Annotated in this window: 25 protein-coding genes and 1 pseudogene; 19 read left to right on the forward strand and 7 right to left on the reverse strand. The window is 38.1% G+C overall.

The genetic code is table 11. From position 1 onward, the window contains the following. The first annotated feature begins 304 nt into the window (after positions 1 to 304). The 5 genes from QF042_RS21130 to QF042_RS21150 all read left to right on the forward strand — a co-directional run bounded on the left by QF042_RS21130 (position 305) and on the right by QF042_RS21150 (position 7,512). Positions 305 to 1,507, forward strand: a complete 1,203-nt coding sequence (locus QF042_RS21130; protein ID WP_307532081.1) for an ankyrin repeat domain-containing protein — start codon at positions 305 to 307, stop codon at positions 1,505 to 1,507. A 9-nt stretch (positions 1,508 to 1,516) separates the two neighbouring features. After that, on the forward strand, positions 1,517 to 2,863 hold the full coding sequence (locus tag QF042_RS21135; RefSeq protein ID WP_307532082.1) for an ankyrin repeat domain-containing protein: 1,347 nt from the start codon (positions 1,517 to 1,519) through the stop codon (positions 2,861 to 2,863). 212 nt (positions 2,864 to 3,075) lie between these two features. Then, positions 3,076 to 3,648 (forward strand): hypothetical protein, encoded by a 573-nt coding sequence (locus tag QF042_RS21140; RefSeq protein WP_307532083.1) that lies wholly within the window; start codon positions 3,076 to 3,078, stop codon positions 3,646 to 3,648. Positions 3,649 to 4,059: 411 nt separating this feature from the next. Then, entirely contained in the window at positions 4,060 to 5,379 is a 1,320-nt protein-coding gene (locus QF042_RS21145; RefSeq protein ID WP_307532084.1) for a sorbosone dehydrogenase family protein, read from the forward strand. Positions 5,380 to 5,460: 81 nt separating this feature from the next. Continuing rightward, positions 5,461 to 7,512 carry a TonB-dependent receptor gene (locus tag QF042_RS21150; RefSeq protein WP_307532085.1) on the forward strand — a complete coding sequence of 684 codons (2,052 nt, stop codon included), beginning with the start codon at positions 5,461 to 5,463 and terminating at the stop codon, positions 7,510 to 7,512. Between the two features lie 55 nt (positions 7,513 to 7,567). Here the strand turns inward: QF042_RS21150 and QF042_RS21155 are convergent, their stop codons facing one another. Beyond that, entirely contained in the window at positions 7,568 to 7,915 is a 348-nt protein-coding gene (locus QF042_RS21155; RefSeq protein WP_307532086.1) for a single-stranded DNA-binding protein, read from the reverse strand. A gap of 238 nt (positions 7,916 to 8,153) precedes the next feature. Here QF042_RS21155 and QF042_RS21160 point away from each other — a divergent pair, with 238 nt between their 5' ends. The 6 genes from QF042_RS21160 (at position 8,154) to QF042_RS21185 (ending at position 11,508) form a co-directional block, all read left to right on the forward strand. Next, entirely contained in the window at positions 8,154 to 8,519 is a 366-nt protein-coding gene (locus QF042_RS21160) for a hypothetical protein (protein ID WP_307532087.1), read from the forward strand. A 230-nt stretch (positions 8,520 to 8,749) separates the two neighbouring features. Then, the gene (locus QF042_RS21165; protein WP_307532088.1) at positions 8,750 to 9,088 is read left to right on the forward strand and encodes a n-acetylglutamate synthase; all 339 of its coding nucleotides are present in this window, start codon (positions 8,750 to 8,752) and stop codon (positions 9,086 to 9,088) included. 112 nt (positions 9,089 to 9,200) lie between these two features. After that, a complete protein-coding gene (locus QF042_RS21170) occupies positions 9,201 to 9,737 on the forward strand; it encodes a MepB family protein (protein ID WP_307532089.1) in 537 nt (178 codons plus the stop codon). Positions 9,738 to 9,829: 92 nt separating this feature from the next. After that, positions 9,830 to 10,669: a methylated-DNA--[protein]-cysteine S-methyltransferase gene (locus QF042_RS21175; RefSeq protein WP_307532090.1), complete on the forward strand. Its 840-nt coding sequence runs from the start codon at positions 9,830 to 9,832 to the stop codon at positions 10,667 to 10,669. Positions 10,670 to 10,675: 6 nt separating this feature from the next. After that, entirely contained in the window at positions 10,676 to 10,924 is a 249-nt protein-coding gene (locus QF042_RS21180; protein ID WP_307532091.1) for an Ada metal-binding domain-containing protein, read from the forward strand. After that, on the forward strand, positions 10,900 to 11,508 hold the full coding sequence (locus QF042_RS21185) for an alpha-ketoglutarate-dependent dioxygenase AlkB (protein ID WP_307532092.1): 609 nt from the start codon (positions 10,900 to 10,902) through the stop codon (positions 11,506 to 11,508). Before QF042_RS21180 ends, QF042_RS21185 begins: the two co-directional genes overlap by 25 nt. 359 nt (positions 11,509 to 11,867) lie before the next feature. On the opposite strand, the gene QF042_RS21190 is transcribed toward QF042_RS21185, so the two are convergent. Further along, positions 11,868 to 12,656, reverse strand: a complete 789-nt coding sequence (locus QF042_RS21190; protein WP_307532093.1) for a hypothetical protein — start codon at positions 12,654 to 12,656, stop codon at positions 11,868 to 11,870. A 245-nt stretch (positions 12,657 to 12,901) separates the two neighbouring features. Here QF042_RS21190 and QF042_RS21195 point away from each other — a divergent pair, with 245 nt between their 5' ends. The 7 genes and pseudogenes from QF042_RS21195 to QF042_RS21225 all read left to right on the forward strand — a co-directional run bounded on the left by QF042_RS21195 (position 12,902) and on the right by QF042_RS21225 (position 17,090). Next, positions 12,902 to 13,438, forward strand: coding sequence for a response regulator transcription factor (locus QF042_RS21195; protein WP_307532094.1), 537 nt, complete (start codon positions 12,902 to 12,904; stop codon positions 13,436 to 13,438). Positions 13,439 to 13,555: 117 nt separating this feature from the next. Further along, entirely contained in the window at positions 13,556 to 14,098 is a 543-nt protein-coding gene (locus QF042_RS21200; RefSeq protein WP_307532095.1) for a DUF4199 domain-containing protein, read from the forward strand. 50 nt (positions 14,099 to 14,148) lie between these two features. Beyond that, positions 14,149 to 14,499: a DHCW motif cupin fold protein gene (locus QF042_RS21205; protein ID WP_307532096.1), complete on the forward strand. Its 351-nt coding sequence runs from the start codon at positions 14,149 to 14,151 to the stop codon at positions 14,497 to 14,499. A gap of 49 nt (positions 14,500 to 14,548) precedes the next feature. After that, positions 14,549 to 15,049, forward strand: a complete 501-nt coding sequence (locus QF042_RS21210; protein WP_307532097.1) for a DinB family protein — start codon at positions 14,549 to 14,551, stop codon at positions 15,047 to 15,049. Positions 15,050 to 15,165: 116 nt separating this feature from the next. After that, positions 15,166 to 15,616, forward strand: a pseudogene (locus tag QF042_RS21215) (GNAT family N-acetyltransferase). Positions 15,617 to 15,692: 76 nt separating this feature from the next. Further along, positions 15,693 to 16,091 (forward strand): META domain-containing protein, encoded by a 399-nt coding sequence (locus tag QF042_RS21220; protein ID WP_307532098.1) that lies wholly within the window; start codon positions 15,693 to 15,695, stop codon positions 16,089 to 16,091. A gap of 75 nt (positions 16,092 to 16,166) precedes the next feature. Next, the gene (locus QF042_RS21225) at positions 16,167 to 17,090 is read left to right on the forward strand and encodes a YihY/virulence factor BrkB family protein (RefSeq protein ID WP_307532099.1); all 924 of its coding nucleotides are present in this window, start codon (positions 16,167 to 16,169) and stop codon (positions 17,088 to 17,090) included. Between the two features lie 260 nt (positions 17,091 to 17,350). Here the strand turns inward: QF042_RS21225 and QF042_RS21230 are convergent, their stop codons facing one another. Both QF042_RS21230 and QF042_RS21235 read right to left on the reverse strand, forming a co-directional pair. Then, positions 17,351 to 17,842, reverse strand: a complete 492-nt coding sequence (locus QF042_RS21230; RefSeq protein WP_307532100.1) for an outer membrane beta-barrel protein — start codon at positions 17,840 to 17,842, stop codon at positions 17,351 to 17,353. 12 nt (positions 17,843 to 17,854) lie between these two features. After that, the gene (locus tag QF042_RS21235; RefSeq protein ID WP_121282359.1) at positions 17,855 to 18,151 is read right to left on the reverse strand and encodes a hypothetical protein; all 297 of its coding nucleotides are present in this window, start codon (positions 18,149 to 18,151) and stop codon (positions 17,855 to 17,857) included. A gap of 223 nt (positions 18,152 to 18,374) precedes the next feature. On the opposite strand from QF042_RS21235, the gene QF042_RS21240 reads away from it, so the two are divergent. Next, entirely contained in the window at positions 18,375 to 19,529 is a 1,155-nt protein-coding gene (locus tag QF042_RS21240) for a lipopolysaccharide assembly protein LapB (RefSeq protein ID WP_307532101.1), read from the forward strand. Here QF042_RS21240 and QF042_RS21245 read toward each other — a convergent pair. The 3 genes from QF042_RS21245 to QF042_RS21255 form a co-directional block, all read right to left on the reverse strand. Next, complete coding sequence (locus QF042_RS21245) at positions 19,526 to 19,987, reverse strand: DUF4268 domain-containing protein (protein WP_307532102.1); 462 nt, start codon at positions 19,985 to 19,987, stop codon at positions 19,526 to 19,528. The genes QF042_RS21240 and QF042_RS21245 overlap by 4 nt on opposite strands. A gap of 234 nt (positions 19,988 to 20,221) precedes the next feature. Beyond that, positions 20,222 to 22,870 carry a glycoside hydrolase family 78 protein gene (locus QF042_RS21250; RefSeq protein WP_307532103.1) on the reverse strand — a complete coding sequence of 883 codons (2,649 nt, stop codon included), beginning with the start codon at positions 22,868 to 22,870 and terminating at the stop codon, positions 20,222 to 20,224. A 170-nt stretch (positions 22,871 to 23,040) separates the two neighbouring features. Beyond that, positions 23,041 to 23,625, reverse strand: a complete 585-nt coding sequence (locus QF042_RS21255; protein WP_307532104.1) for a riboflavin synthase — start codon at positions 23,623 to 23,625, stop codon at positions 23,041 to 23,043. Positions 23,626 to 23,660 lie beyond the last annotated feature (35 nt).

A 23,660-nucleotide genomic window follows, 5' to 3' on the forward strand; every position in this document is an offset into this window, starting at 1 on the left:
ATGTTTAATTTAGTCCTGCTCTCCAAACTTAGGGCCATGTACAGAAACCCAACCCAATTGCACAGAACTAACTAAACTAAACCTGATCGAACGGATGCCATTTTTCATGGCAGAAGGTAGAGCAGGAAGAAATTAACCGATGGGACACAACAATTGCTTTCCAAAAAATAAGCAGCAATATAATAAGGTATGGGTTTATCTGTTTTTAGTTCAAGATCTATATTTTTTTCACTAACCTTTTCTTTGGCTAAACTTTTGTAGCGCTAAAGCCATATATCTATCTATTTTAAATATTTTAATTGAAATGACCGAAACTACCTTAGATCAACAGTTAAATGCCCGCAAATTCCAAGAGGCCAAAAATCTCATGCAGAACGGCGAAAAACTCTCCAAAAGCTTACAAGAACATCACAGATCATCGATTTTTGACAACCTGGTTAGAGAAAAACAATATGAAATCCTAAACATGATGCTCAAAGATAAAACCATCGAAACCGATATTTACGAATTCGACAATTTTGACAAAAGTATTTTTCAGGCTATTGTTCGGAACCTTGGCAACGATGATGAAGATATCGCATTTTTCAATGAATTTATAACTCATTTCGATAACTTAAATGATGAGGTAAACACCAAAACGTTATTAGGTTACCTCTTCGAAAATGGGGTTAGCTTAGGAGTAATCAAAGCCTGTATCAATGTGGGCTGCAGTACTAAATTCAAAAACAATGCAGAAGAAAACTACATCCATCAGGTAGTGAAAAGCAGTTTCCGCCGCTATAACCTAAACGATGAGCAGACCACCAATCTACTTAAAGGATATATCGATATTCTCCTAAACGAGGGAGTAGATATTAATGAAGGTAATGTAGTGCAGGAAACCCCAATAATTACCGCCATAAAATTTAACAAGAAAAATTTAATTGCTCACCTGCTCGAAAATGGTGCAGATCCCAATCATACAGACCGGGATGGAAATTCAGCTTTCTTTTATGCAGTGGCGCACCTGCAAAGCGAACAGATTTACGACACTTTACGCGATTTTGCTTCACCAGCTTTCGATCAGGTTAATAAAAACGGTCAAACACTTTTATTCGAATATGTACGGATGATGTCGAACAGTGAAAGTGGGAGTAATTTTCTTAAAAAACTGCTTAATGACGGTGCTGATTTATATCAGGCCGGTACCTGGTATGGCGCTGATAAAACACCACTGGATGTAATTGCCGAAAAACAAGCTGATATTTTACAGGCTGTTTTTGAAACCGGACAGATAGAGGTAAATAGAACCGATAATGAAGGGAATACACTGTTGCACAAAGTTTGCGCCTATAATGTAAATTACGAAGTAGAAAAAGCCAAAGAAACTTATCGTAAAGTAAAACTATTGATCGAAAATGGAGCAGATATTGCTTTAACCAATGATAAGGATCAAACCGCTTTAATGCTGGCCTCTGACGATAACCTGAAAATAAAAACCGTTGAACTGCTCATGAAAAAATCTTAATATATGTCGATGTCATTTATAATTGCCTGCGAAAGTGGCAAGCGCAAAATAGCCGAACTTTTATTGGCCAACCAAGAGGTAGAGGTAGGATATACAGATGAAAAAGGCAGAACAGCACTCCATTATGCTGCCCACCGTGGGTATTTAGATCTTGTACAGATTTTAATAGATCGTGGGGCAGCTTTAGATTACGAAGATCATGCCGGCGAAACCCCTTTATACTTTGCCTGTTTGCAAAAACAGAAACAAACCGCACTGTTTCTTTTAGATAAAGGTGCTAGAGTTGACATTAAGGATTTTAAAGGCAATAGCTTATTACACCTTACTGCACAAAGCGGGCAGATTGAAGTGCTAGAAAAACTGCTCGATCAAGGCCTTGAAGTTGACGATGAAAATAACAAGGCGGAAACCCCTTTGCTTATTGCTGCGAGCTATAGGAACAAAGAAATTGTTCACAAATTATTAGAATTTGGCGCCAATATCAACACCACCAATAAACATGGCGATTCACCATTAATTTTTGCGGTTAAATCTAAAAACACACCAATGGTTGAGCTTCTTCTCGAAAAAGGTGGAAATATCAATCACATTAATCATGCTGGGGAATCGGCTTTATTAATTGCCTGTTATGATGCCAACCGCATGCTCACTAAAACATTGGTAGAAAAAGGAGCTGATGTATTCGTTTCTTCAAAAGATGGTCTCTCCCCAATCTGGTATGCCTGCGCCAATAACCAGAAAGAAATTGTCGATTTATTTTTAGCCAATGGTGTAGATGTAAATTATGCCAAACCGCTTTCAGGCAATGACGATTCAATGTATTCGTACCTTGAGTGGGTAGAAACCGCCAATAACATTTCCATTTCGGCAAGCTTTTCTTTCGATAACAATTACAACTACGGGGGCGAAAGCATGTTGCATGTAGCAGCCAAAAGCGGCCATTTAAGTATGTTAAAGCTATTAATAGAAAGAGGTGCGAATGTGAACATCCAGGATGAAAGCGGAAATACCGCTTTACATTATTCGGCTGCCAATGGTAAAAAAGATGCAGTTAAATTCTTATTGGAAAATTCGGCAGATCCCTTAGTGGTGAACGTGAAAGAGCAGAAAGCAATAGACTATTCGAATATCAAGGGTTTTAATGAAATTACAGAACTCTTGTTAAAATTCGGTCCGTCCAATATTGCTTCTCAACCAGTTAAAAACACTGCCCCTGCAGAAAGCAGTGCTGAACCAGTAAAAAATGATATGGCTGCGAAAAAACAGGCTTTGTTAGACCTGAAAGAATTATTGGATGCCGGAATATTATCTCAGGAAGAATTTGATACGGAGAAAGCGAAGATTTTGAAAGGTTGAGTTAATCCCGCGGTCGTCATTTCGAGCGGAGTGTAACGAAGTCGAGAAATCCAGTAAGTATAGATCTCTCCACTCCGCGTTGCTCCGAAGATGACGATTAATCTACTGAAAAGTATTGTCTGATAAAATTTTAGTTATAAATTTATTTTTAAGAACTTTCCTGATCAGAAAATCTAAATTTGATCAGGAAATTCGACATTAACGCTCGCATAATGAAAAATATCACCCCAATCAAGTCAAAATTATTTACCCTTCTCCTTCTTTCCATCTTTGTTTACGGCTGTTCGCCAAAACTCTATGTGGATGAAGCCAAACGCTATCAGGCAGGAACATTAACTGATGCGCAAGTAGATTCCCTGCATCTTTTTTTAAAAGAAAACCAAAGACTTGCCTTAAAAGATACCATTATCATCAAATACGATTTCAATAAAGACGACTGCTGGAAAGACCTTAGCTATCAGAACGTAGAGTTCCTGAATAATGTAAGATGGACCTTTCAAAAAAATATTCTCGAAAAAGCCGAGGCCAGACCAAAAGTTGCCATTTACCAATATCGGGAGGAAGGAAAAAGTTTCAGTCCGGTTAAATCGAAAGGTTTAGAAATAGAAACTGATTCAGGTTTTCTTAGAAAATTATTATTTAAAGAGGCTACTTCTTGCGGAACCTCAGCAATCATCCTTCCAAACGGAAAATTTTTACTGGTAAAATCAGATCCACAATTCTCTGCGCTGATATTAAACGCTAAAGACATCGAGAAAAAACTACAGGAAAATCTGGTTAAATAAAGACCAGGAATAATCCAGGCTTGATTAAAAACGATTTAACAAAATTTAACTAAAAAATTAGGTGTAATACTGTAATTTAGTTTTAACTAATCGTTTTCAAATTAACAACTGGAAATCTATGCTCAAATTCCTTTGCACTACTCTCATAACCTTAAAAGTGAATCCTCTTTTCGGTGATCAGATTTTTATTGGTCAAGCAACATCTCCATTTTAAAAGAATTATATAAAAGTACTTCCCTGTTATCATCATAGCATTGAACCGGGGAAAATAATATGCGCTCTCCAGGAAGGTACTCCAGGGTACCTTCCTTTTATTATTTTTCATGGTTGCGTAATTCTGCGTCAAGCAAACATCTGTCCACAATCTCTGTTATATTTTCTAAAACTAATCCTTTACCAAAACGAGTTGACATGAAAAACAAGATTTTATACGTATCAATGCTTTCTACTGCCGTTCTTTTTGGATGCCAATCCAATTCTAATTCACAAAAACAGGGAGAAGATACAACCGTGACTACCAAAACCGGAGCAATAGATTTACCTGCTCCAGATACCAATGCCGCTAAAAATAAATTTAGCAAGGTAATTGGCTGGCCCGATGGAAAAACACCTATTGCACCAGCAGGCTTTATAGTAACCAAATTTGCAGCCAATATTAAAAGTCCGCGCAATACCTATATCGCGCCAAATGGCGATGTTCTCGTAGCACTTTCCAACTCCGAAAGAAGTACTAAAGAAGCAGTCGTCAATGCAGTAACGGGCAAGGCAAAATCAGAAGTACCAGGAAAAAGTGCCAATACCATTCTTCTCTATCGCGATGAGAATAATGATGGTAAACCCGAAACCGTTACCACCTTTTTAAATGGCCTGAACCAACCGTTCGGAATGCTGATTATCGGTAATTCATTTTATGTGGCTAATACTGATGGCTTATGGCAATATCCCTATAAAACCGGCGATACTAAAATCACGGCTACAGGAAAAAAAATCCTGAGTCTACCGGCTGGTGGATACAACAACCACTGGACGAGAAACCTGATTACTAATACCGATAAAAGTAAAATCTATATTACCGTTGGATCGGGCAGTAATGTTGGAGAAAATGGAATGGAAAATGAAGTAAGACGGGCCAATATATTAGAAATAAATCCTGATGGGACCGGAGAAAAAATTTATGCCAGTGGTTTGCGAAATCCTGTAGGGATAGATTGGGCACCATCAACAAATATGCTTTGGACAGCTGTTAACGAGCGCGACGGATTAGGCGATAATCTGGTTCCAGATTACATTACCAGTGTTAAACCAGGTGCTTTTTATGGCTGGCCGTACTCCTATTATGGCCAAAATGAAGATCCCCGCTTAAAAGGCAAAAAACCCGAAATGGTTAAAAAAGCCATTGCTCCTGATGTTGCCGTTGGTGCGCATACCGCATCATTAGGATTGGCCTTTTATAAAGGCAGCAAGTTTCCACAAAAATACCAGGGCGGTGCATTTATTGGTCAGCATGGGTCATGGAACCGATCGGCAATTTCTGGCTATAAAGTTGCTTTTGTACCCTTTAAAGATGGCAAACCAACCGGAAAACCTGAAGATTTTTTAACTGGTTTTATCGCCGACCAGGATAAGGCAGAAGTTTATGGTCGCCCGGTTGGCGTTACCCTAACGCCTGATGGAGCCTTATTGGTTGCCGATGATGTTAGTGGTGTGATCTGGAAGGTAGCTGCAAAATAATTTGTAATTAGCCCCAGATTAGCAGAATATGCAGTAAATTTATCTGCCGGTTTGTGGCTAAACTACTAATCCCTTTTCACTTTGAAATCGAACTTTACCTTACTTTTTACCCTACTTTCTTTTACTGGCTTAGCGCAGACCCTTAAACCCGATTCCGTAAAAAAACTCGGAGAAATTACCGTAAAAGGTTACTATAATCACCAAACCTTACTAAGATCGGTATCGGCTGTAAACCTGATAGATAGTAACTTAATAAAAAATCAACCCAGCAGTTCATTAGTGAGTACTTTAAACACGGTACCTGGCGTAAGAATGGAAGAGCGTTCGCCAGGCAGCTATCGCTTATCGCTTCGTGGCAGTTTACTCCGGTCTCCTTTTGGCATTCGAAATATTAAAATTTATATCGATGATTTCCCTCTCACTGATGCTGGTGGAAATACCTACCTAAATGCCTTAGATGTTTCTGCGGTAGGTATGATGGAAATTTATAAGGGGCCTGAAGCCAGTATTTTTGGTGCAAACACAGGTGGTGCTATTTTAATCAACCCTCCTACCATAAACCACAACGAAATTAATATTTCAGCTACTGGCGGCTCCTATGGTCTCTTCCATCAAACGGCATCAATCATACAGCAATATAAAAAGTACAGTTTCAGTTTTAGCGAAGGGTATCAGAGAAGTGATGGGTATCGACAAAACAGTGCAATGGACAGAAAATATTTTCAAACTTTGCAGCAATGGAATTATAGCAATGCCGGGATTTTAAAGGCTTTTGCTTTTTATAGCGATTTAAATTACGAAACACCAGGTGGATTAACGGCTGCGCAATTGGATCAAGATCCTAAACTGGCCCGCCCGGCAACACCAACATTACCTGGGGCCATTTCGCAGCAAGCTGCCATTTACAATAAAACTATTTTCGGGGGAATATCTAATTCCTATCAGATCAGCCAGCATTTAAAACATGTTATTGCTTTATTCACCTCTTATACCGATTTCAAGAATCCCTTTATTACCAATTACGAACAGCGCTACGAAAGTACGCTTGGATTAAGAACATTTTTAGAATACGCTCAGGCAAAAGAAGACATTAAATTTAATGCTCAAATTGGATTAGAAAGTTCTGCCACCAAAAGTCAGATTAAAAACTTTAATAACAATGGTGGGCAGGCTACCGCAATGCAGGCTTCAGACCGCTTAAAAGCGGAGCAGGATTTTGCTTATGTTAGATTAAACTTTGATATCAACAATAAATTTCTGATCGAACTTGCATCGAGTTTAAACTTCTTTAGCTACAACTATGAAAGCTACTTCCCTGTAATCATTACTACAAAAGAGCGTAAATTTAACACCCAATTTATGCCCAAGGCTGCGCTATCTTACTTAATTTCAAACGATTTCTCAATTAGGGCCTCGGTAAGTAAAGGTTATTCAACGCCTACCATTGCAGAAGTAAGGTCATCTGATAACAATATCAATAATAACCTGCAGGCAGAATTGGGTTGGAATTATGAACTGGGGCTAAGGTATAAAACAGCTAATAACCGCTTTTACGCCAACGGAAATATATTCCATTATCAGTTAAAAAATGCTATTGTAAGAAGGCTAAATCAAAATGATGCTGAATATTTTATAAATGCTGGCGGCACAAAACAAGATGGCATAGAATTGGAAACAGCCTTATGGATTATCAAAAACAACACTTCATGGCTAACAGGATTGCAACTTAGAAGCAATTACACCTGGAGCCAGTTTAAATTCGAAGACTTTGTAAGCGGCAATAACAATTATGCGGGTAACCAACTTACCGGTGTTCCAAAAAATATATGGGTTAATAGTATCGAATTTAACTTCAGGAAAGAACTTTACCTCTTTGCGCAACACAACTACACCTCTGCCATTCCGCTAAATGATGCCAATACTACTTTTTCCAAAAGGTACCATCTGCTTGAAGTAAAAGCAGGAATAAAAAACCTAAAGTTAAGCAGAACCCGTCTTGATTTATTTGCAGGCTTAAACAATCTACTAAATGCTGATTACAGCTTAGGCAATGATTTAAATGCCGCAAATGGAAGGTATTTTAACCCAGCCCCGGGAATTAATTTTTACATGGGTCTCTCTGTTAAATTGTAATCTTTAAATCGCATCATATAAATCGAACATTTACATGATGCGATTATTCCACAGGCTAAAAGGCTACTTGTTTTTCATTTTCCCTAATGACCACATCGCTAACTACGATGTCTACTGAATAACGCTTTTTCCCGTCACTACCATCATAACTATTAGCCTGTAACCTGCCCTCTACAGTTAAGCCTGTACCCTTTTTAACCTGAGCTTCGGCAATTTCGGCCTTTGCATTCCAGAAAGTTAAATTAAACCATTGTACTTTTTTCACTTCCTCACCTGCAGAATTTCTATAGGTTTCGTTTATGGCGAGGTTAACCCTTGCTAATTTTTGATTTCCAAATGTTTTAATTTCTGCATCTGCTCCTGCAAATCCGCTCAATACTACTTTGTTAACTGCACTTTCCATGATCTTTAAATTTTAAGTTTCTAAATGTTTAACGAACAGTCATCACCTCGATAACCGACAGGACAAAATTGTAAACTGCGTCAAAAATTAGTCGGATGGTAAACACTTATAGTCGTTTATAAACGTTTATACACGGAAAATATGCGTTTGAAGCCTCAAGGCGAGGTTTTATATTTTTTTATTTCATCATTTTATTTTATAAATTAGATCATCATCCCATAATAAAAAAAGAATTATTATGGAACGTTTATGTTTAGACTGCGGAACCCTGATTAGAGGAAGGGCCGATAAAAAATACTGCGATGACGCTTGTCGCAACAATTACAACAATCGTTTAAAGATTGAGGATAATCTCGTGATTAAAAGGGTGAATAACATACTCAAAAAGAATCGTGCTATCCTTGCTGCGCTTAATCCAAATGGTAAAACAAAGGTTACCAGTAAAAAGCTAATTTCATTAGGCTTTAATTTTGAATACCATACTTATAGTTATAAAACCCAGAACGGGAACACCTACTTTTTCTGCTATGAATACGGTTATTTGATTTTAAGTGAAGACAGTTATCTGCTGGTAAAAAGGGAAGAAAAGCTTTGGCTGGCCTAGTTTAATTTTGGTTTGCTAGTGTTATGTTCAGCATAAAAGACGCATATAATTTCCCGAAAATTTCGCAAAAAAGTGCTGATTTGTAATTTACGCTGCATTAATCTGTGTGATCAGCGGGAAATTAATAACCATTATACAATTAACTTATCACTAGATTAAACACCTAAAATTGTAAAGGGCTAATCGTATGATTTTTTTATTCAGCAGGAGTTGGTTAGATTTATCAGCTTATGATAAACTATAACAACAAATTCTTTAAACCCACCAGCAATGCAGAAAATGGTGAAACGTCAAATGAAACCATTTTTAAATATAAACAAACAGGAAATATCCTGACTGCTGAATATACAGGAGGAAAAATTATTTTCGGTCATTTAATTGGCTTAGTTGATGAAAGCGGTAACATCGAAATGCGCTATCACCAGGTAAATAATCAAGGAGAACTAATGACCGGGATTTGCCATTCAAAGCCAGAACGATTAGCCAATGGCAAAATCAGACTCCATGAAACCTGGCAGTGGACTTCGGGAGATAAATCGAAAGGGCAATCGATCATCGAAGAACAATAAAGGCTTGGTTGGTTAACAAGCTAAAACCAGTGCATTTTTTTTACAAAAAAATTAATCACACGCAAGCCCTGTTCTTGTCCAATTTCTTTCATCACCTATTTTATTAGCCAGCATGCCGCCAAAAGAAAGTCCCATAGACAAAATATCATCTATATTACTAACTGCATCCAATTTAGTTTACAGCCCTTTAGATTATCAAATAAATAACCTGCAAATAGAAAGTGAAAGTCAGGAATATGCAGCCTGTACTTTTGAATTAAACGGGTTAAAAATCAAACATCGCCTTTCTAAAATTACCCCAACCAAGACTGGTCAATTTGTAACTATATGGAAACGGGATGAAGCTGGAATTACCGCACCTTTTAATGACCAGGATGAATTTGACCTATTAATAATATCAGCTAATGGTGCTGACCGATCTGGCCAGTTCATTTTTCCAAAAGCCATATTGGCACAACATAAAATTATTACCAAAAATGGAATAGAAGGTAAAAGAGGGATCAGGGTTTATCCTCCCTGGGATCTAGTAACCAGTAAACAGGCCGGGAAAACCCAACAGTGGCAAACGCCTTATTTTCTTCAGATAGACATCAATGGAAATACCGATCTTGCAAGGGCGAAGAAATTAATTGGCAACGGAATTAAATAAACAGGATTTTAAAATCCCGGATAAACTTAGCAAGTTTCGGGTAGTTTGCCGTTTCTTTCCAAACTACTTTTGGATATAAATTATTCAAGACCATGAAAGCACAAGAAGAAATCAATTTCAATCGGATAGCCGAAGCCATAAGCTATATCAAGGCGAATTTTAAAACACAGCCTGGTTTAGAAGAAATTGCAGATAAAGTAAATTTAAGCCCCTTTCATTTCCAAAGATTATTTAGCGAATGGGCCGGTACTACCCCTAAACGTTTTTTGCAATACATTAGCATTGGTTACGCCAAAGGAATGCTGAAAGAAAACCAAAGTTTATTCGATACCGCATTGGAAACCGGCTTATCGGGAACCAGCAGACTGCACGATCTTTTTGTAAACATTGAAGGCATGACACCTGGCGACTATAAGAATGGCGGCGAAAACCTTCATATCAATTATAGTTTTGCAGAAAGTCCGTTCGGTAATATTATTGTAGCCGGCACCTCAAAAGGAATCTGTCATATCGCTTTTTACGACGACGAAAACATGGCATTTGCAAATCTGCAACGCCAATTCCCAGCAGCTCAATATCAGCAAATATTGGATAAAGAACAGCAAAATGCTTTATATATTTTCAGTCACGATTGGAGCAAATTACACCAGATTAAACTACATTTAAAAGGCACTGATTTCCAGTTAAAAGTTTGGGAAGCCTTATTAAAAATCCCTATGGGCAAATTAGCCACTTATGGTAACATTGCCAAACAATTGCAAAACCCAAATGCATCAAGAGCGGTGGGCACTGCAATCGGCGATAATCCGGTAGCCTTTCTCATTCCTTGCCACAGGGTAATACAATCAAGCGGTGCTTTGGGCGGCTACCATTGGGGAGTGAACCGAAAAACAGCCATGATTGGTTGGGAAGCAGCAAAAACCAATACCTAAATCTGCGTGATCAAACATGTCGATATTTCAACAGAAGAATTAAAAAAGCATATTAAAAACAAAGATATTTGCTTCGGCGGAAATGCCAGGTTGAAGATTTACGGGCTCCTTAAATGCAGATCGGGAAAGCGGATGAAGAAAGAAAACCGCGTATTTTTTCGTTCTGTAGAAGAAGCGCTTCAACAAGGTTACCGTCCGTGTGGGCATTGCTTAAAAACAGCATATAAACAATGGATTTATTCAACACTACAATAGATACTAACCAAAATCTGCTTCCACAAGGCGGAACAGTAAATTATTTTGGCAAATTATTCCCGGTTTCAGAAGCCGATCATTATTTCGATGTACTGATGAATACGATTGAATGGAAGAACGACGAAGCCTTTATTATGGGCAAACACATTATCACCAAAAGAAAGGTAGCCTGGTATGGAGATGAAGCCTATTCTTATACCTACTCCAATAAATCGAAAATGGCCTTACCTTGGACAAAGGAATTACTGGAGTTAAAAAAAATCTCAGAGGAGCAAACAGGCACCGCATTTAACTCTTGTTTACTTAATTTATACCACAATGGTGATGAGGGAATGGCCTACCATAGTGATGATGAAAAAGCCTTAGCAAAAGATTCTGCCATTGCATCACTAAGTTTTGGTGCAGAAAGAAGATTTCTTTTCAAACACAAAAAAACTAAAGAAACGGTAACCTTATTTTTAGAAAACGGAAGTTTATTGGTGATGAAAGATGAAACGCAAACCAATTGGCTGCATCGCCTTCCACCAACCAAAAAAGTAAATAAACCAAGGATAAACCTAACCTTTAGAACAATGGTGGTTTAATTTAACTGGGATTTACTTAAGGAAACGCAAATATTATCATCCTGAGGCTGTCGAAGGACAAAGTTTTTTGTTTCAACAATTAAGATCTTCGACAGGCTCAAATTTACAAAATCCAATAGAAAGATCGTCATCTCGACCGAAGCACAGCTGAGTGGAGAGATCTTTTAACTGTGTTATTAAAATCAAATTAAAGATTTCTCCACTACGGTCGAAATGACGATACACCTAATCGACTCACCTCTTTTAGATTCTCTTGTAATTTATATTGATTTTTATACAATAAATTACCTCAGATCGACAACAATTTTTACTGAGTTAAAACATAGTATAATCCTAGCCAATAAAACTTTAAAAAAATCTTAATGTTTAAACTCTTTAATATCTACAATGCGGTCATCATCGGCACTTTTCTTTAAGAAAGAAGTCCCGTTTGCATTCGTTACCCAGGTGTAATCTCTCTGAATATTTCCAACAAGGGTTTCAGGTTCATTGGTTAATGCTGCTGGCAAAGGCAGGTTAAAAGTTTCGCCTGTTGCCGTATTTACCTGGTACAAAGAATTAGCGGTTAAAAAGGCTAATGTAGTTTTATCACTAGAGTACATAAAAAATTTCCCCTGGATACGTTCATCAGGATTTTGTCTTTTAACCGGATAAACCCTTGAATTTATAGTCGTAATAAAGAAATCGTTATTCACCAAAATATTGCTACGGGTTAATTCCTCTAGCCCATTTGTATATTTTTTATCTTCAGCACCTTTTGATGGCTTATTCAGGCTCACCACTTCGGTTTTTCCATCGTTAACAGAAATGATATAAAACGGGGCCATTTTACCGGTTTCGTTCGATACCTGAACCAATACGGCAGTTTTTTGTGTATTGATGAATGATGCAACCAGAAATTTCTGCGCAGCAGCATTTGGAGCGTCGTCAATAACGATAGTGGTATCTTTGTATTGTATGGCAAAGCGATCGGCTGTTGCTAAAGCACCCGAATCTGTTTTTACGATCGTAAGTACATTTTTCTTCGATTTAGGGAATACGTTAAAATCGTCAGTTGTAGCAAATGGCCTGGCCTTGTAGGCTTTTTCTGATTTACCACAGCCAAATAAAGCAACGGAAAGTAAGAGTGCATAAAGCGTAATTTTCATGAGTATAGCTATTTATATATTTTTCGCTAATTTATAATCTTTATTGCTTTTCTTTTAGCTAAGTCACCAGAAAATTACGGCATCTGATGAAAACTTAAATTAATAATAGAATAATTGCGTTAATCTCAAAGCGCAAAAAGGAAGGCACCAGGTTCACCAGGTAATATGCTCAATAATTTCATTACCTTCTTAATAGCTTCTGAAATGAATTCAGAATAACGAACCGAGGAAATTCCTGTGTTTCCATGGCAAGAATTTGGTCTCCCACACTTCAAACTAAATTCCTTATTTTTGATCAAAGGATCATCCCAATGGCAGGCACTTCGAATATTCTGGGTAAAAACAAAAGCATCATCCTTTATGGGGTTTTCTTAGCTGCATTGCTTTTTTTATTAAAGTGGCTTGAGCTTCGTTTTATCATCATTAACCATGCATTCGAAATTTATGCTGGTTCAATAGCCGTTCTTTTTACTGCATTAGGCATTTGGCTGGCGCTTAAATTAACCAAACCTAAAACCATATTAATTGAGAAGGAGATTTTCACCAAAAGAGAAACATTTATCCTCAACGAAAAAGAACTTATCAGGCTTAATATCAGTAAAAGAGAGTTAGAAGTATTACAGCTTATGGCCGAAGGGCTGAGCAACCAGGAAATTGCATTAAAGTTATTCGTTTCGCTAAATACCATCAAAACACACAATGCCAGGCTTTTCGAAAAACTAGAAGTAAAGCGCAGAACACAAGCTATAGAAACAGCTAAAAAACTCAGTATTATTCCATAGAGGGCTAGTACTTAAGTACTAAAATATTTCTGATTTTTAAAAATCACCCTAAAGTATGAGGGTTAATATAAATAATCAGAGCAATTTTGTGGTCTACACCTCTTAAATTATAAACAGATGAAAAAGAACGTAATTGTATTCGGATTAATCGCTGGCTTAATTGTATCCGTTTTAATGGTACTCTCTATGGCAAGATGTTATAGCGACCCGAACCTGGAACACAGCATGCTTATTGGCTATGCTTCTATGGTGTTGGCATTTTCTTTTATTTTTGTGGGCATAAAAAACTATCGTGATCAATATAACGATGGCCTGATCACTTTTGGCAAAGCCTTTAAAATCGGATTGTACATCAGTCTAATAGCCTCCACCATTTACGTTTTGGTATGGTTAATTGATTATTATGTATTCATGCCAGATTTTATGGATAGATATGTAGCTCAGGCGATGAAAGAAGCCAAAGCCAGTGGTGCATCAGCAGCGGAACTTGCAGAAAAAGCTAAAGATCTTGCTGTTAATCAAAAATTGTATAAAAACCCGATAATGGTAATATTATTTACCTATATGGAAATTTTACCTGTCGGCATATTGGTCTCGCTTGTTGCTGCACTCATTTTGAAAAGAAAACCAAGTGTACCACTAACAGCAGAAGCCGCCTAGGGTGACCTCGACATCCGATTCAACCTTACTAATTTAATCATTAAACAACCATGTACACCATTCCCTTTACCAATATAGATTGGAACAATGTAGAAAAAGTAGAATATCCGGGCGAAACGGGTACAGCGACCTGGCAAACCTTAAATTTTGATGGTTTAAGAATCAGGCTGGTAAGCTATTCTGCAGGTTATCTTGCTGACCATTGGTGCCAGAAGGGGCACATTGTGCATTGTTTAACAGGTAGTTTTATAAGTGAAATGGAAGACGGAACAACATTCGCGCTTACCGCAGGAATGACTTATGTGGTTTCTGACGATTTAAGTTCGCATCGGTCGGTATCGGCAGATAGTGTGCAACTTTTGATTATTGATGGTAATTTCCTAAAACCAAAAGATGCTTAGGGTGATTTATTAAGTACCATCTTGTTTGGCTAATTAGAAAAAATAAATCATGTTGGTTAAATCTCTTTTGGGCGAATTTCTTCAAGAGGCAGAAAACACCCGCAAACTTTTAAAAGCAATACCCAATAGTGCGCTGGATTTTATACCTGCAACCCACTCGTGGACCACTGCGCAGTTGGCATCGCACATTGCCGAAATTTATGATTGGTACCCGGGAACCTTTCAGGGCAATGAGTTTAGTTTGGATACTTATAAGCGCGACGAAGTTGATATTAGTGAAATCGGGAATCTCCTTGGCAAATTTGAGCGTGCTTTTAACCGGGCAAAGGAAAGTATTGAATCGGCAACTGACGAAAGCATGTTCGAAGACTGGAAAATGACCGCAGGAGGTAAAATCCTTCTCGGGCCAATGCCCAGGATCCAGGTGGTACGAGGCTTCTTAATGAATCATATTTACCACCATCGCGGCGAAATGATCGTGTATCTACGCGCTACAGGAAATAAGGTACCGGGCTTATACGGACCGGTTTACGAAGAAAGCTTCCGCTAGGCCCTTAAATTATCATAATTTAGATCAAGAATATAATACAAATGAAGATTTTTGCTGAAACCGAACGCTTAATTTTGCGCGAGCTAACACCTGCTGATGCCGAAGGTATGTTTGAAATGGATGGCGATCCTGAAGTACACCTTTACCTGGGCAATAAGCCCGTAAAATCCATTACACAAAGCATAGCCGATATAGAATTTATAAGAAAGCAGTATATAGAGAACGGGATTGGCAGATGGGCGGTAATAGAGAAGTCAACTGGTGAATTTGCAGGCTGGTCAGGTTTAAAATTGATTAAAGAAACCAATAATAACCATAGCAATTATTATGATTTGGGTTATCGGTTCAGCAAACGTTTCTGGGGGAAAGGGTTATGCTACAGAAACGGCAGTGGCTGCACGAGATTATGGTTTTAATGAACTAAATCTGAATGAAATTATAGGTATAGCAGATATCGATAACCTGGTGTCTATCCGTGTTTTGGAAAAAGCAGGTTTAAAACGGATCTCTATTTTCGATTACCATGGCATAAAACACCATTGGATGAAAATAGAAAAATCAGTTTAGCTTTAATCAAAAGGCAATTTTATCTTTTATGGTTTAGTTTTTGATATTAAAAAGGAAATCATTTAAACCTTACCTTATGAAACACCTCATCTTTTGCGGAATGCTAATTTTACTATTAAGTTCTTGTAAAGAAAAATTAGATCCGGCAAGCTTTACCAATACCAAATGGGAGTTGACCGAACTGCCCGGCTTAACTTTACCCACCGCTGCAAAAGCAACCCTCAACTTCGCTGATAGTTTGAAGATCAGCGGAAAATCATTCTGTAACAACTATGGCGGCCAGGGCGAAATTGCAGCCAATAAAATAACCGTTAAAAATGTTTTTGGTACAAAAATGTTCTGTCAGGAAACTGATGCTGCCGAACGTGCATACTTACATGCCCTTAACCAGGTTAATAGCGCCAAAATAACTGATAATAAGCTATATCTGCTGAATGGCGATAAAACCTTGCTGGTTTTCAACAAAACAAACTAGAATCTTTACATGCATAAAAAAGGCTGAATAAAGTATTTTTACTATTTTCGGCCTTTTGAGTTTAACGCAGGAGTGATGCCATCGATAACAGAAGATCTAAAGTTTTTTTTCTCAACCATAAGAAAAGCATTTAATTTATTTCAGCAGAATGATCCCTTACGCCTGGCCGGTGCTACTGCGTTTTTTACCAATTTCGCCTTACCCCCAATATTAATTATCCTCATCAGGCTTTTCGGCATGTTTACCAACAGAAGGCTATTGGCTACACACCTATTCGAACGTTTGGCTAGTATTCTCGACAATGAAAGTATTGTACAGATTAGAACTACACTGAAGAACATCCGCGGTATCGATCAGGCCTGGTATGTTACTTTGTTTAGTTTTATATTTTTTCTTTTTGTAGCCACTACATTATTCAATGTAATCAAAAACTCCTTAGAGCAGATCTGGAATATTGGTCAGAAAGATAAAAAAGGGATTATCGATACACTTAAATCAAGGGCCATATCGATTACCATTATACTTTTAGTAGGGATATTGTTTTTTATAGGTTTATTGGCCGATAGCGTGCAGGCCTATATTGGTGCCTATTTGAAATCCGGATCACCATCTTTTAGCTTAATTTTAACTTCGGTGATTAACCAATTGGTATTTGTTGTAATTGTAACTACATGGTTCACCATACTCTTTAGGTACTTAACAAACGGGCGCCCTACCTGGCGGGCCGCTATTTCTGGAGGATTGTTAACCGGATGCCTTTTTACCGCAGGAAAGTACATTTTAAGAATTCTATTGCCCTTGAGCAACATCAGCAACATTTACGGATCAGCAGGATCAATCATCGTAATTATGCTTTTTGTATTTTACTCCTCATTGATATTTTATTTTGGGGCATCGTTTATTAAAGCACTCAGCATTGGTAGGGCCACACCTATTGTACCTAAAAATGGGTCGTTTGCTTATGAAATGACGGAGATTGAACCAGAAAAAGAGGATTAAATTACTGTCAGATGGGAACACCCACAGCACAAAAAAATCGTCATTTCGAGCGGAGTGCAACGCAGTCGAGAAATCTTTAATAGATCTCTCCATTTCGCTACACTTCAGTCGAGATGACGATCGTTCTATTGTAACTTATCAAGGGTATAATACTACCGTATTAAAAAATCCGATAACCCAAGCCAACTGTAAATAAATTCAGCTTAGTACCAGGATACCCTGCTTTATTAATTTTTGATAAGCCAAGTTCGTAACGCGCATCAAAGCTTAATTTTTTCAAATCTAAACCTGCCCCAAACTGCCAGGCCAAAGCCTGGTTTTTTAAAATCGGCTTTAAAAACGTTTCCTGCTGCCTGCCCAAAACTCTGGTTTTCATCTAATATTAACGAAAACATTGGTCCGGTATTTAAACGAACCCCGATACCAACTGCACCAATTTTGGTACCAATTAACAAAGGTACATCCAAACTAGTAAAACGTACTTTATTTACCTCACCCGTTGCATCGCTTACCAAATCTGCTTTTTTTCCTGATACATAAAGTTCAGGTTGGAAGTAAACGCCTGCTGCACCTACTCTTGCCCAAAGGCCACCGTAAAAACCTGTGCGGTTGTTACTGTTAAAAGTGTTTTCACTATCAAATTTCGAAAAATTTGCACCAGCTTTAATGCCCAGCTGGAAAGATGGCAATACCTGTGCGCTGGCAAATAAGCCAACAAGCAAAAAGGCAACGGTTAAAGATAAAAATTTCATATGCGATTAATTTTAGCTGGTGGCATTGTTAATGGCTTCCTGTTCTTTTAAAGCATCAACATTGTTTTTATCACCAAAGTTTTGTGTTTTACCTGCAAAGTAATCTAAAATTCCCGAAATAGTATCTAAGTTATCAGCTAAATTTTGATGAATGTCTGGTAAATCTTTTTCCAGGCGGCTATCGCCTAATTCAATATTATCTACTTCAATTTTACCAATTTTCTGAATAAGTGCCTGTTGAGAGTTTTGCAAGTCTTCCAATTCACGCACAATCTTCTCCATTAATTCAAACTTCTTTAAAGTATTCATAGGTTCTTATTTTTTAGTTTAACTATTCTGTATAAACCCCTCAACCCTCATTTTGTTTTTAATCCGCACATCTTTTAACAAAACAGATTTGGAATTACCAAAAACAACTAATAAATTAGTTAAATAATTATCCCTTATGAAACCATCATGATTTTCAAGTCATTAAAAATGTAGCAAATAAATCATGATAGCTTCATTGCCATTAAAAAACAATTTTATACAAATGAAAAATCTTTTTACACTATTGGTCTTATTTGGCTTAAGTTTAGCAGTTTATGCACAAAGTGCAACTGCTGTTGATAAGGAGAAGCTTTTCGATTTCTATCAGACCCAGCGTTATGCAGATGCTGGTCAATACCTCAAAGGTATTTATGGAGAAGAAGTGAACGATTTTAAAACCCTCAGCCAGATTGGTTATTGTTTTTTAATGGCTGGCAATAATGTAGAAGCCGAAAAATTTTACAGCAAAGCGTATACCCTGCAGCCACAGAACCTGCCTATTCTTTTCAGTCTCGGTAGTATTAATACCAAAAGAGGTAATACCGAAAAAGCCAAACTGTATTACGGCGAAATTGTAAAAATAGACAGCAATAATTTTAATGTGTACAAACTGTTAGCCAATTTGTACAGTTCTCCAAAAGATGATTCGCTCAAACTTATCCACCTCTTAAAGGCTAACGTGATCAATCCGTTGGAAGGCGATGTTGCTACCGATCTCGCTGAGATCCATTCTGCTTATCAGCAATACGAAAAAGCTTATAACGTACTTGATATTGCGATTAAGGGAGACAGTGATAACCTGGTGCTGCAAAGGGCGAAACTTCCCATTGCCAACCAACTTAAAAAGTACGGTGAAGTGATTGCTTCAGGCGAGAAATTATTGAAAGATGGTGCCGATGCAGGGGTAATAAAAGATGTGGCAAAAGCCTATTATTATACCAAGAAGTATCAAAAAGCGATAGCTCTTTTTAAACTATTGGAGGTAGCCGCGATGGAGAATGAGGCCACATTATATTACACATCTCTCAGTTACCGGGCTTTAAAAGATTATCCGCAGGCGGCTGTTTATACTAAGAAAACCATAGAGGAGGCCATTTCACCCAATACTTCAAGCTATTATTCGTTGTTGGGACTGGTTTATGAAGAAAATAACCAGCTCACATTGGCAAGCGCCGCTTACAAAAAAGGCCTGCAGTTTAAAGCCACTCCTACCTTGTATTACCGCCTGGCCGTATTTTACGATACACGCTTAAAACAGGGTAAAAATGCACTTAAATATTATAATCTTTATTTAAAAAGCAGGCCCAGTGTGATGGATGATAAGGAAGAGATTAAATTTTCTAAAGACAGGATCGCACAGCTAAACCTGGCAGATTAAACCAGATCTTCGAAAACGGGTTTTACATTATCCCAAAAATCGTCGAGGGCAATAATCCTGGGTTTAAAAAAGGAGATTAACGCTGGCCAGTGTTGCTGGTTAAATATGCTTACACCATCAATAGTGATTGAAATCTGTGACACTGCTTTGCCGAAGTCATCAGTTGCATCTTTAATCCAGTCCCACTCCTCGTTTAGGGTATTGGTGAACAAGAGTTTAAATTCTTCAAACTGTTCAAAGATGAGATGCCTGATCTCGGAATCGGGATGCGACAGCTGTATGCTGATAAAAGCTTTTTTATTATCCACATCCATTTTAAAGAAGATATTCTTCACGCCGGTTTTGTAGTTCGTCCAGTTTACGGTTGAGCCACTTGCTGAAGGGATGGGTTTCATATATTGCCCGAAACTGATCCAAAACTGTTGGCGCAGGCGGGCTGCTTCTTCTTTACTGTACATTTATTTTTACCACATCTAATAGAGACTTTATCATAATCAATCTGTCACGTTGAGCCTGTCGAAACGCCTACCATACATTAAGCTGGTCCTATTCACAAAATCCAATAAAAGAATCGTCATCCCGACTGGAGCAACGCGAAACGGAGAGATCTATCGAGGTAGATTTCTCGGCTTCGTTGCACTCCGCTCGAAATGACGATCGTGTTCTTTTAGCAATGCTGCAATTATAAGCGATTAATATTTAGATTCAAAATGATAGCTACCTGATCCTATTTCTTCTTTTTTATCGGTTTTTGGCAATACTACAGTTGCGGTTGCATTGGCTGGAACAGTTACATCCAGTTTAAAAATGCCATCTACAATTGTCCACGATGATTTAACCGTACCATACACCGTTTCTAGTTCTGCCGATGCATTGGTTAATTTTCCACCCGGTCTTGGTGCAATTAAAATGGTTTTGTAACCTGGTTGCGCTGATACTGGATTAATACCGGCAATATTTTTATACATCCAATCGCCAATGGCTCCATAAGCATAATGGTTAAAAGAATTCATATCAGCCGTTTGAAAAGAGCCATCCTGTTTAATGCCATCCCAACGCTCCCAAATAGTAGTAGCCCCCATTTTAACAGGATATAACCATGAAGGATAACTTTCCTGCAACAACAGATCGTAAGCTACATCTTCGTGCCCAAAACGGCTCAATACATGACAAAGGTATGGTGTGCCCAAAAAACCTGTAGTCAGGTGGTTTCCATAATCTTTTACATTATCTACCAATCTTTGTGCAGCCTGTGCACGTAGGTTTTCTGGCAGCATATCAAACTGTAAGGCTAATACATAGGCCGTTTGGGTGTTAGAGATCAATTTTCCACTAGGCGTCATATTTTCTTTGATGTAAGCCGCTTTAATCTGCTCCAATAGTGCACTGTACCTCGTTACATCGTCTGTTTTACCCAATACTTTTGCAGCATTTATCAACAACTGTGTAGAATGTGCGTAAAATGTTTGGGCGATCATATATTTATCCGTTACTGCGGCACGGCCATCGTTATCATCATTAGGACGATAGAACAACCAATCGCCAAAGTGGAAGCCCGTGTTCCAAAGGTTATTTTTTGCTACGGATGAAATATAATCGACCCACTTTTTCATGCTACCATACTGCGTTTCCAATATGCCTTTGTCTCCGTATGATACATACATATCCCAGGGAATAATGGTGGCCACATCAGCCCAGCCGGCAGAACCTGCATCATTTTGGTTCAGCACATTTGGTACTACAAAAGGAACACTCCCGTTAGGAAGCTGATCTGCAGAAACATCTTTTAGCCATTTGGTAAAAAAGCCCGACACATCCATATTATATGCTGCTGTGGTGGCAAATGCCTGAGCATCACCCGTCCAGCCTAAACGTTCATCTCTTTGTGGACAATCTGTGGGTACATCAACAAAATTTCCCTTCTGTCCCCAACTAATATTGTGCTGCAATTGATTGAGCAACGGATTTGAGGTACTGAATTTCCCACTGGTTTTCATATCCGAATAAACAGCTACAGCAGTGAGGTTTTCCAGTTTCAGTTCACCAGGATATCCATCTATTTTTACATACCTAAACCCCTGAAAAGAAAAATGTGGCTCGAATACCTGTTCAGTTTCACCTTTTAAAATATAATTGTTCTGTTGTTTGGCCGACCGAAGGTTTGTGGTATAAAAATTTCCTTCTTTGGTTAATACTTCAGCATGGCTGATGGTAATTTTGGTGCCGGCTGCACCTTTGGCTTTTAACATTATCCAGCCTACTAAATTCTGCCCAAAATCGACAACTGTTTCGCCTTTTGGGGTTTTAAATATTTTTAAGGCTTTAAACGTTTCGTGTTTGCTTACCTGCGGTCCGCTCATCCCAACAAGCTTTTCCGGGCCCTTCGCGAGTTCCTGTACAGGTTTCCAGCTCGTGTTTTCTTTAAAGCCAATGTTGTTCCAGCCACTAAGTTCTAATCGGGCATCGTAGGTTTCTCCATCGTAAATATTGGAGGCGAGTATCGGTCCATAAGTTGTTTTCCAGCTATTATCAGTGATGATGGTTTCTTTCGTTCCATCGGTGTATTCTACTTCCAGTTGCAACAATAGGGCCCTGGTATCGCCATAAAATTGTTTTTGATTACTAAACCCAATGCGGCCTTTGTACCAGCCATCGCCTAGTGAAACACCAATTACATTAGCCCCCTTCTTTAATGATTGCTTAACATTGTAAACCTGATATTGAATATGATTTTTATAACTTGTCCAGCCTGGTGCAAAATAAGTATCGCTAACGCGCCCGCCATTAATATTGGCCTCATATAAACCCTTAGCAGTAATATAAGCCATTGCAGACCTTACTTCTTTTTTCAGGTTAATTTCCTTTCTGAATAACGGACTGGCTAACGAAGTATCCTTTCCTTCTACCGCGATCCATTTTGCAGTCCAATCCTCAGGTTTTAAACCTGTTTGAAAAAACTGAACGGGCGACCATGCAGATGCATTTCCGTGGTTGTCTTTTACCCTAACCTGCCAGTAATATTTAGTCTTCGACGATAGTTGAGGGCCATCATATGCAATCAGTACCGATTGATCGTTGTTTACGCTTGCTTTCCATAAAACTTTATCACTATTTGCTGTTGTACCCAATCTGATTTCATAATTGCTCTGCCTGGTATTTTTGATATCAGAAATGATTTTCCAGCTAAATCTGGGTTTTGGATTATCAATACTAAAAGGATTTACCAAATGCTCCACAGTAAGATCTTTTACCGAAATTTTCTGTGCTAAAACATTTGTTGTAAATAAAAAGAATAAGGCAAGAGTAGCTATTGCGCCTGAGGTACGGAAATTCTTGTTCATATTGGTTAGCGTTAATTTTTTAGTCTTAACTATACGATAATCAGCAATATTATTTTACTAACCATCCTGCACTGTTATGAAATGTTAAGCGTTAACCTAACGCCAATAATTCAGCAAACTACTACTTTTCAAATACTTACAACAACAAACGCATGCTAAAAAAACAATGGTTATCGGTTCATTAATCGGGCAACATATTTGCCGATGATATCGAACTCTAAATTTACGGTATCGCCAACTTCAACTTCCTGTAAATTGGTATGTTCGAAAGTATAAGGGATAATAAATACCGAAAACTCATCAATCTCAGAATTTACAACGGTTAAGCTGATGCCATTTACACAGGCAGATCCTTTTTCTACGGTTACATTTCCTGCAGAAGCATCGTATTTAAAGCGGTACTCCCAGCTACCGTCCAGTGCTTCACGTTTTACACAAACAGCTGTCTGGTCTACGTGGCCCTGCACAATGTGACCATCCAAACGGGCGTTCATCTGCATACAGCGCTCGAGGTTAACCTTGCTGCCTACTTTTAAACCATCGAGATTGGTTTTATTTAGCGTTTCATCTATAGCGGTAACAGTATGTGTTGTATCATTTAAGGCCACCACTGTTAGGCATACCCCATTATGAGCCACGCTCTGATCTATTTTCAGCTCGTGGCTAATTGCAGAAGAGATGGTAAAGTGGATGTTGGTATGATCGTTTTTGATGGCAGTAACTTCGCCAAGTGTTTCTATAATTCCTGTGAACATTTTGTTTTTATCATTTTTTACTATCAACCCGTCAT

The organism is Pedobacter sp. W3I1 (genome assembly GCF_030816015.1).
In the GTDB taxonomy this organism is placed as follows: domain Bacteria; phylum Bacteroidota; class Bacteroidia; order Sphingobacteriales; family Sphingobacteriaceae; genus Pedobacter.

What these genes read in the sequence shown, in the direction of transcription:
- QF042_RS21205 (WP_307532096.1), top strand. Translation starts at nt 14,149, where the DNA reads ATGTACACCATTCCCTTTACCAATATAGATTGGAACAATGTAGAAAAA.
- QF042_RS21165 (WP_307532088.1), top strand. Translation starts at nt 8,750, where the DNA reads ATGATAAACTATAACAACAAATTCTTTAAACCCACCAGCAATGCAGAA.
- QF042_RS21235 (WP_121282359.1), bottom strand. Translation starts at nt 18,151, where the DNA reads ATGAATACTTTAAAGAAGTTTGAATTAATGGAGAAGATTGTGCGTGAA.
- QF042_RS21200 (WP_307532095.1), top strand. Translation starts at nt 13,556, where the DNA reads ATGAAAAAGAACGTAATTGTATTCGGATTAATCGCTGGCTTAATTGTA.
- QF042_RS21145 (WP_307532084.1), top strand. Translation starts at nt 4,060, where the DNA reads ATGAAAAACAAGATTTTATACGTATCAATGCTTTCTACTGCCGTTCTT.
- QF042_RS21140 (WP_307532083.1), top strand. Translation starts at nt 3,076, where the DNA reads ATGAAAAATATCACCCCAATCAAGTCAAAATTATTTACCCTTCTCCTT.
- QF042_RS21230 (WP_307532100.1), bottom strand. Translation starts at nt 17,842, where the DNA reads ATGAAATTTTTATCTTTAACCGTTGCCTTTTTGCTTGTTGGCTTATTT.
- QF042_RS21170 (WP_307532089.1), top strand. Translation starts at nt 9,201, where the DNA reads ATGCCGCCAAAAGAAAGTCCCATAGACAAAATATCATCTATATTACTA.
- QF042_RS21130 (WP_307532081.1), top strand. Translation starts at nt 305, where the DNA reads ATGACCGAAACTACCTTAGATCAACAGTTAAATGCCCGCAAATTCCAA.
- QF042_RS21210 (WP_307532097.1), top strand. Translation starts at nt 14,549, where the DNA reads ATGTTGGTTAAATCTCTTTTGGGCGAATTTCTTCAAGAGGCAGAAAAC.
- QF042_RS21240 (WP_307532101.1), top strand. Translation starts at nt 18,375, where the DNA reads ATGAAAAATCTTTTTACACTATTGGTCTTATTTGGCTTAAGTTTAGCA.
- QF042_RS21160 (WP_307532087.1), top strand. Translation starts at nt 8,154, where the DNA reads ATGGAACGTTTATGTTTAGACTGCGGAACCCTGATTAGAGGAAGGGCC.
- QF042_RS21135 (WP_307532082.1), top strand. Translation starts at nt 1,517, where the DNA reads ATGTCATTTATAATTGCCTGCGAAAGTGGCAAGCGCAAAATAGCCGAA.
- QF042_RS21175 (WP_307532090.1), top strand. Translation starts at nt 9,830, where the DNA reads ATGAAAGCACAAGAAGAAATCAATTTCAATCGGATAGCCGAAGCCATA.
- QF042_RS21190 (WP_307532093.1), bottom strand. Translation starts at nt 12,656, where the DNA reads ATGAAAATTACGCTTTATGCACTCTTACTTTCCGTTGCTTTATTTGGC.
- QF042_RS21250 (WP_307532103.1), bottom strand. Translation starts at nt 22,870, where the DNA reads ATGAACAAGAATTTCCGTACCTCAGGCGCAATAGCTACTCTTGCCTTA.
- QF042_RS21220 (WP_307532098.1), top strand. Translation starts at nt 15,693, where the DNA reads ATGAAACACCTCATCTTTTGCGGAATGCTAATTTTACTATTAAGTTCT.
- QF042_RS21225 (WP_307532099.1), top strand. Translation starts at nt 16,167, where the DNA reads ATGCCATCGATAACAGAAGATCTAAAGTTTTTTTTCTCAACCATAAGA.
- QF042_RS21195 (WP_307532094.1), top strand. Translation starts at nt 12,902, where the DNA reads ATGGCAAGAATTTGGTCTCCCACACTTCAAACTAAATTCCTTATTTTT.
- QF042_RS21185 (WP_307532092.1), top strand. Translation starts at nt 10,900, where the DNA reads ATGGATTTATTCAACACTACAATAGATACTAACCAAAATCTGCTTCCA.
- QF042_RS21155 (WP_307532086.1), bottom strand. Translation starts at nt 7,915, where the DNA reads ATGGAAAGTGCAGTTAACAAAGTAGTATTGAGCGGATTTGCAGGAGCA.
- QF042_RS21245 (WP_307532102.1), bottom strand. Translation starts at nt 19,987, where the DNA reads ATGTACAGTAAAGAAGAAGCAGCCCGCCTGCGCCAACAGTTTTGGATC.
- QF042_RS21255 (WP_307532104.1), bottom strand. Translation starts at nt 23,625, where the DNA reads ATGTTCACAGGAATTATAGAAACACTTGGCGAAGTTACTGCCATCAAA.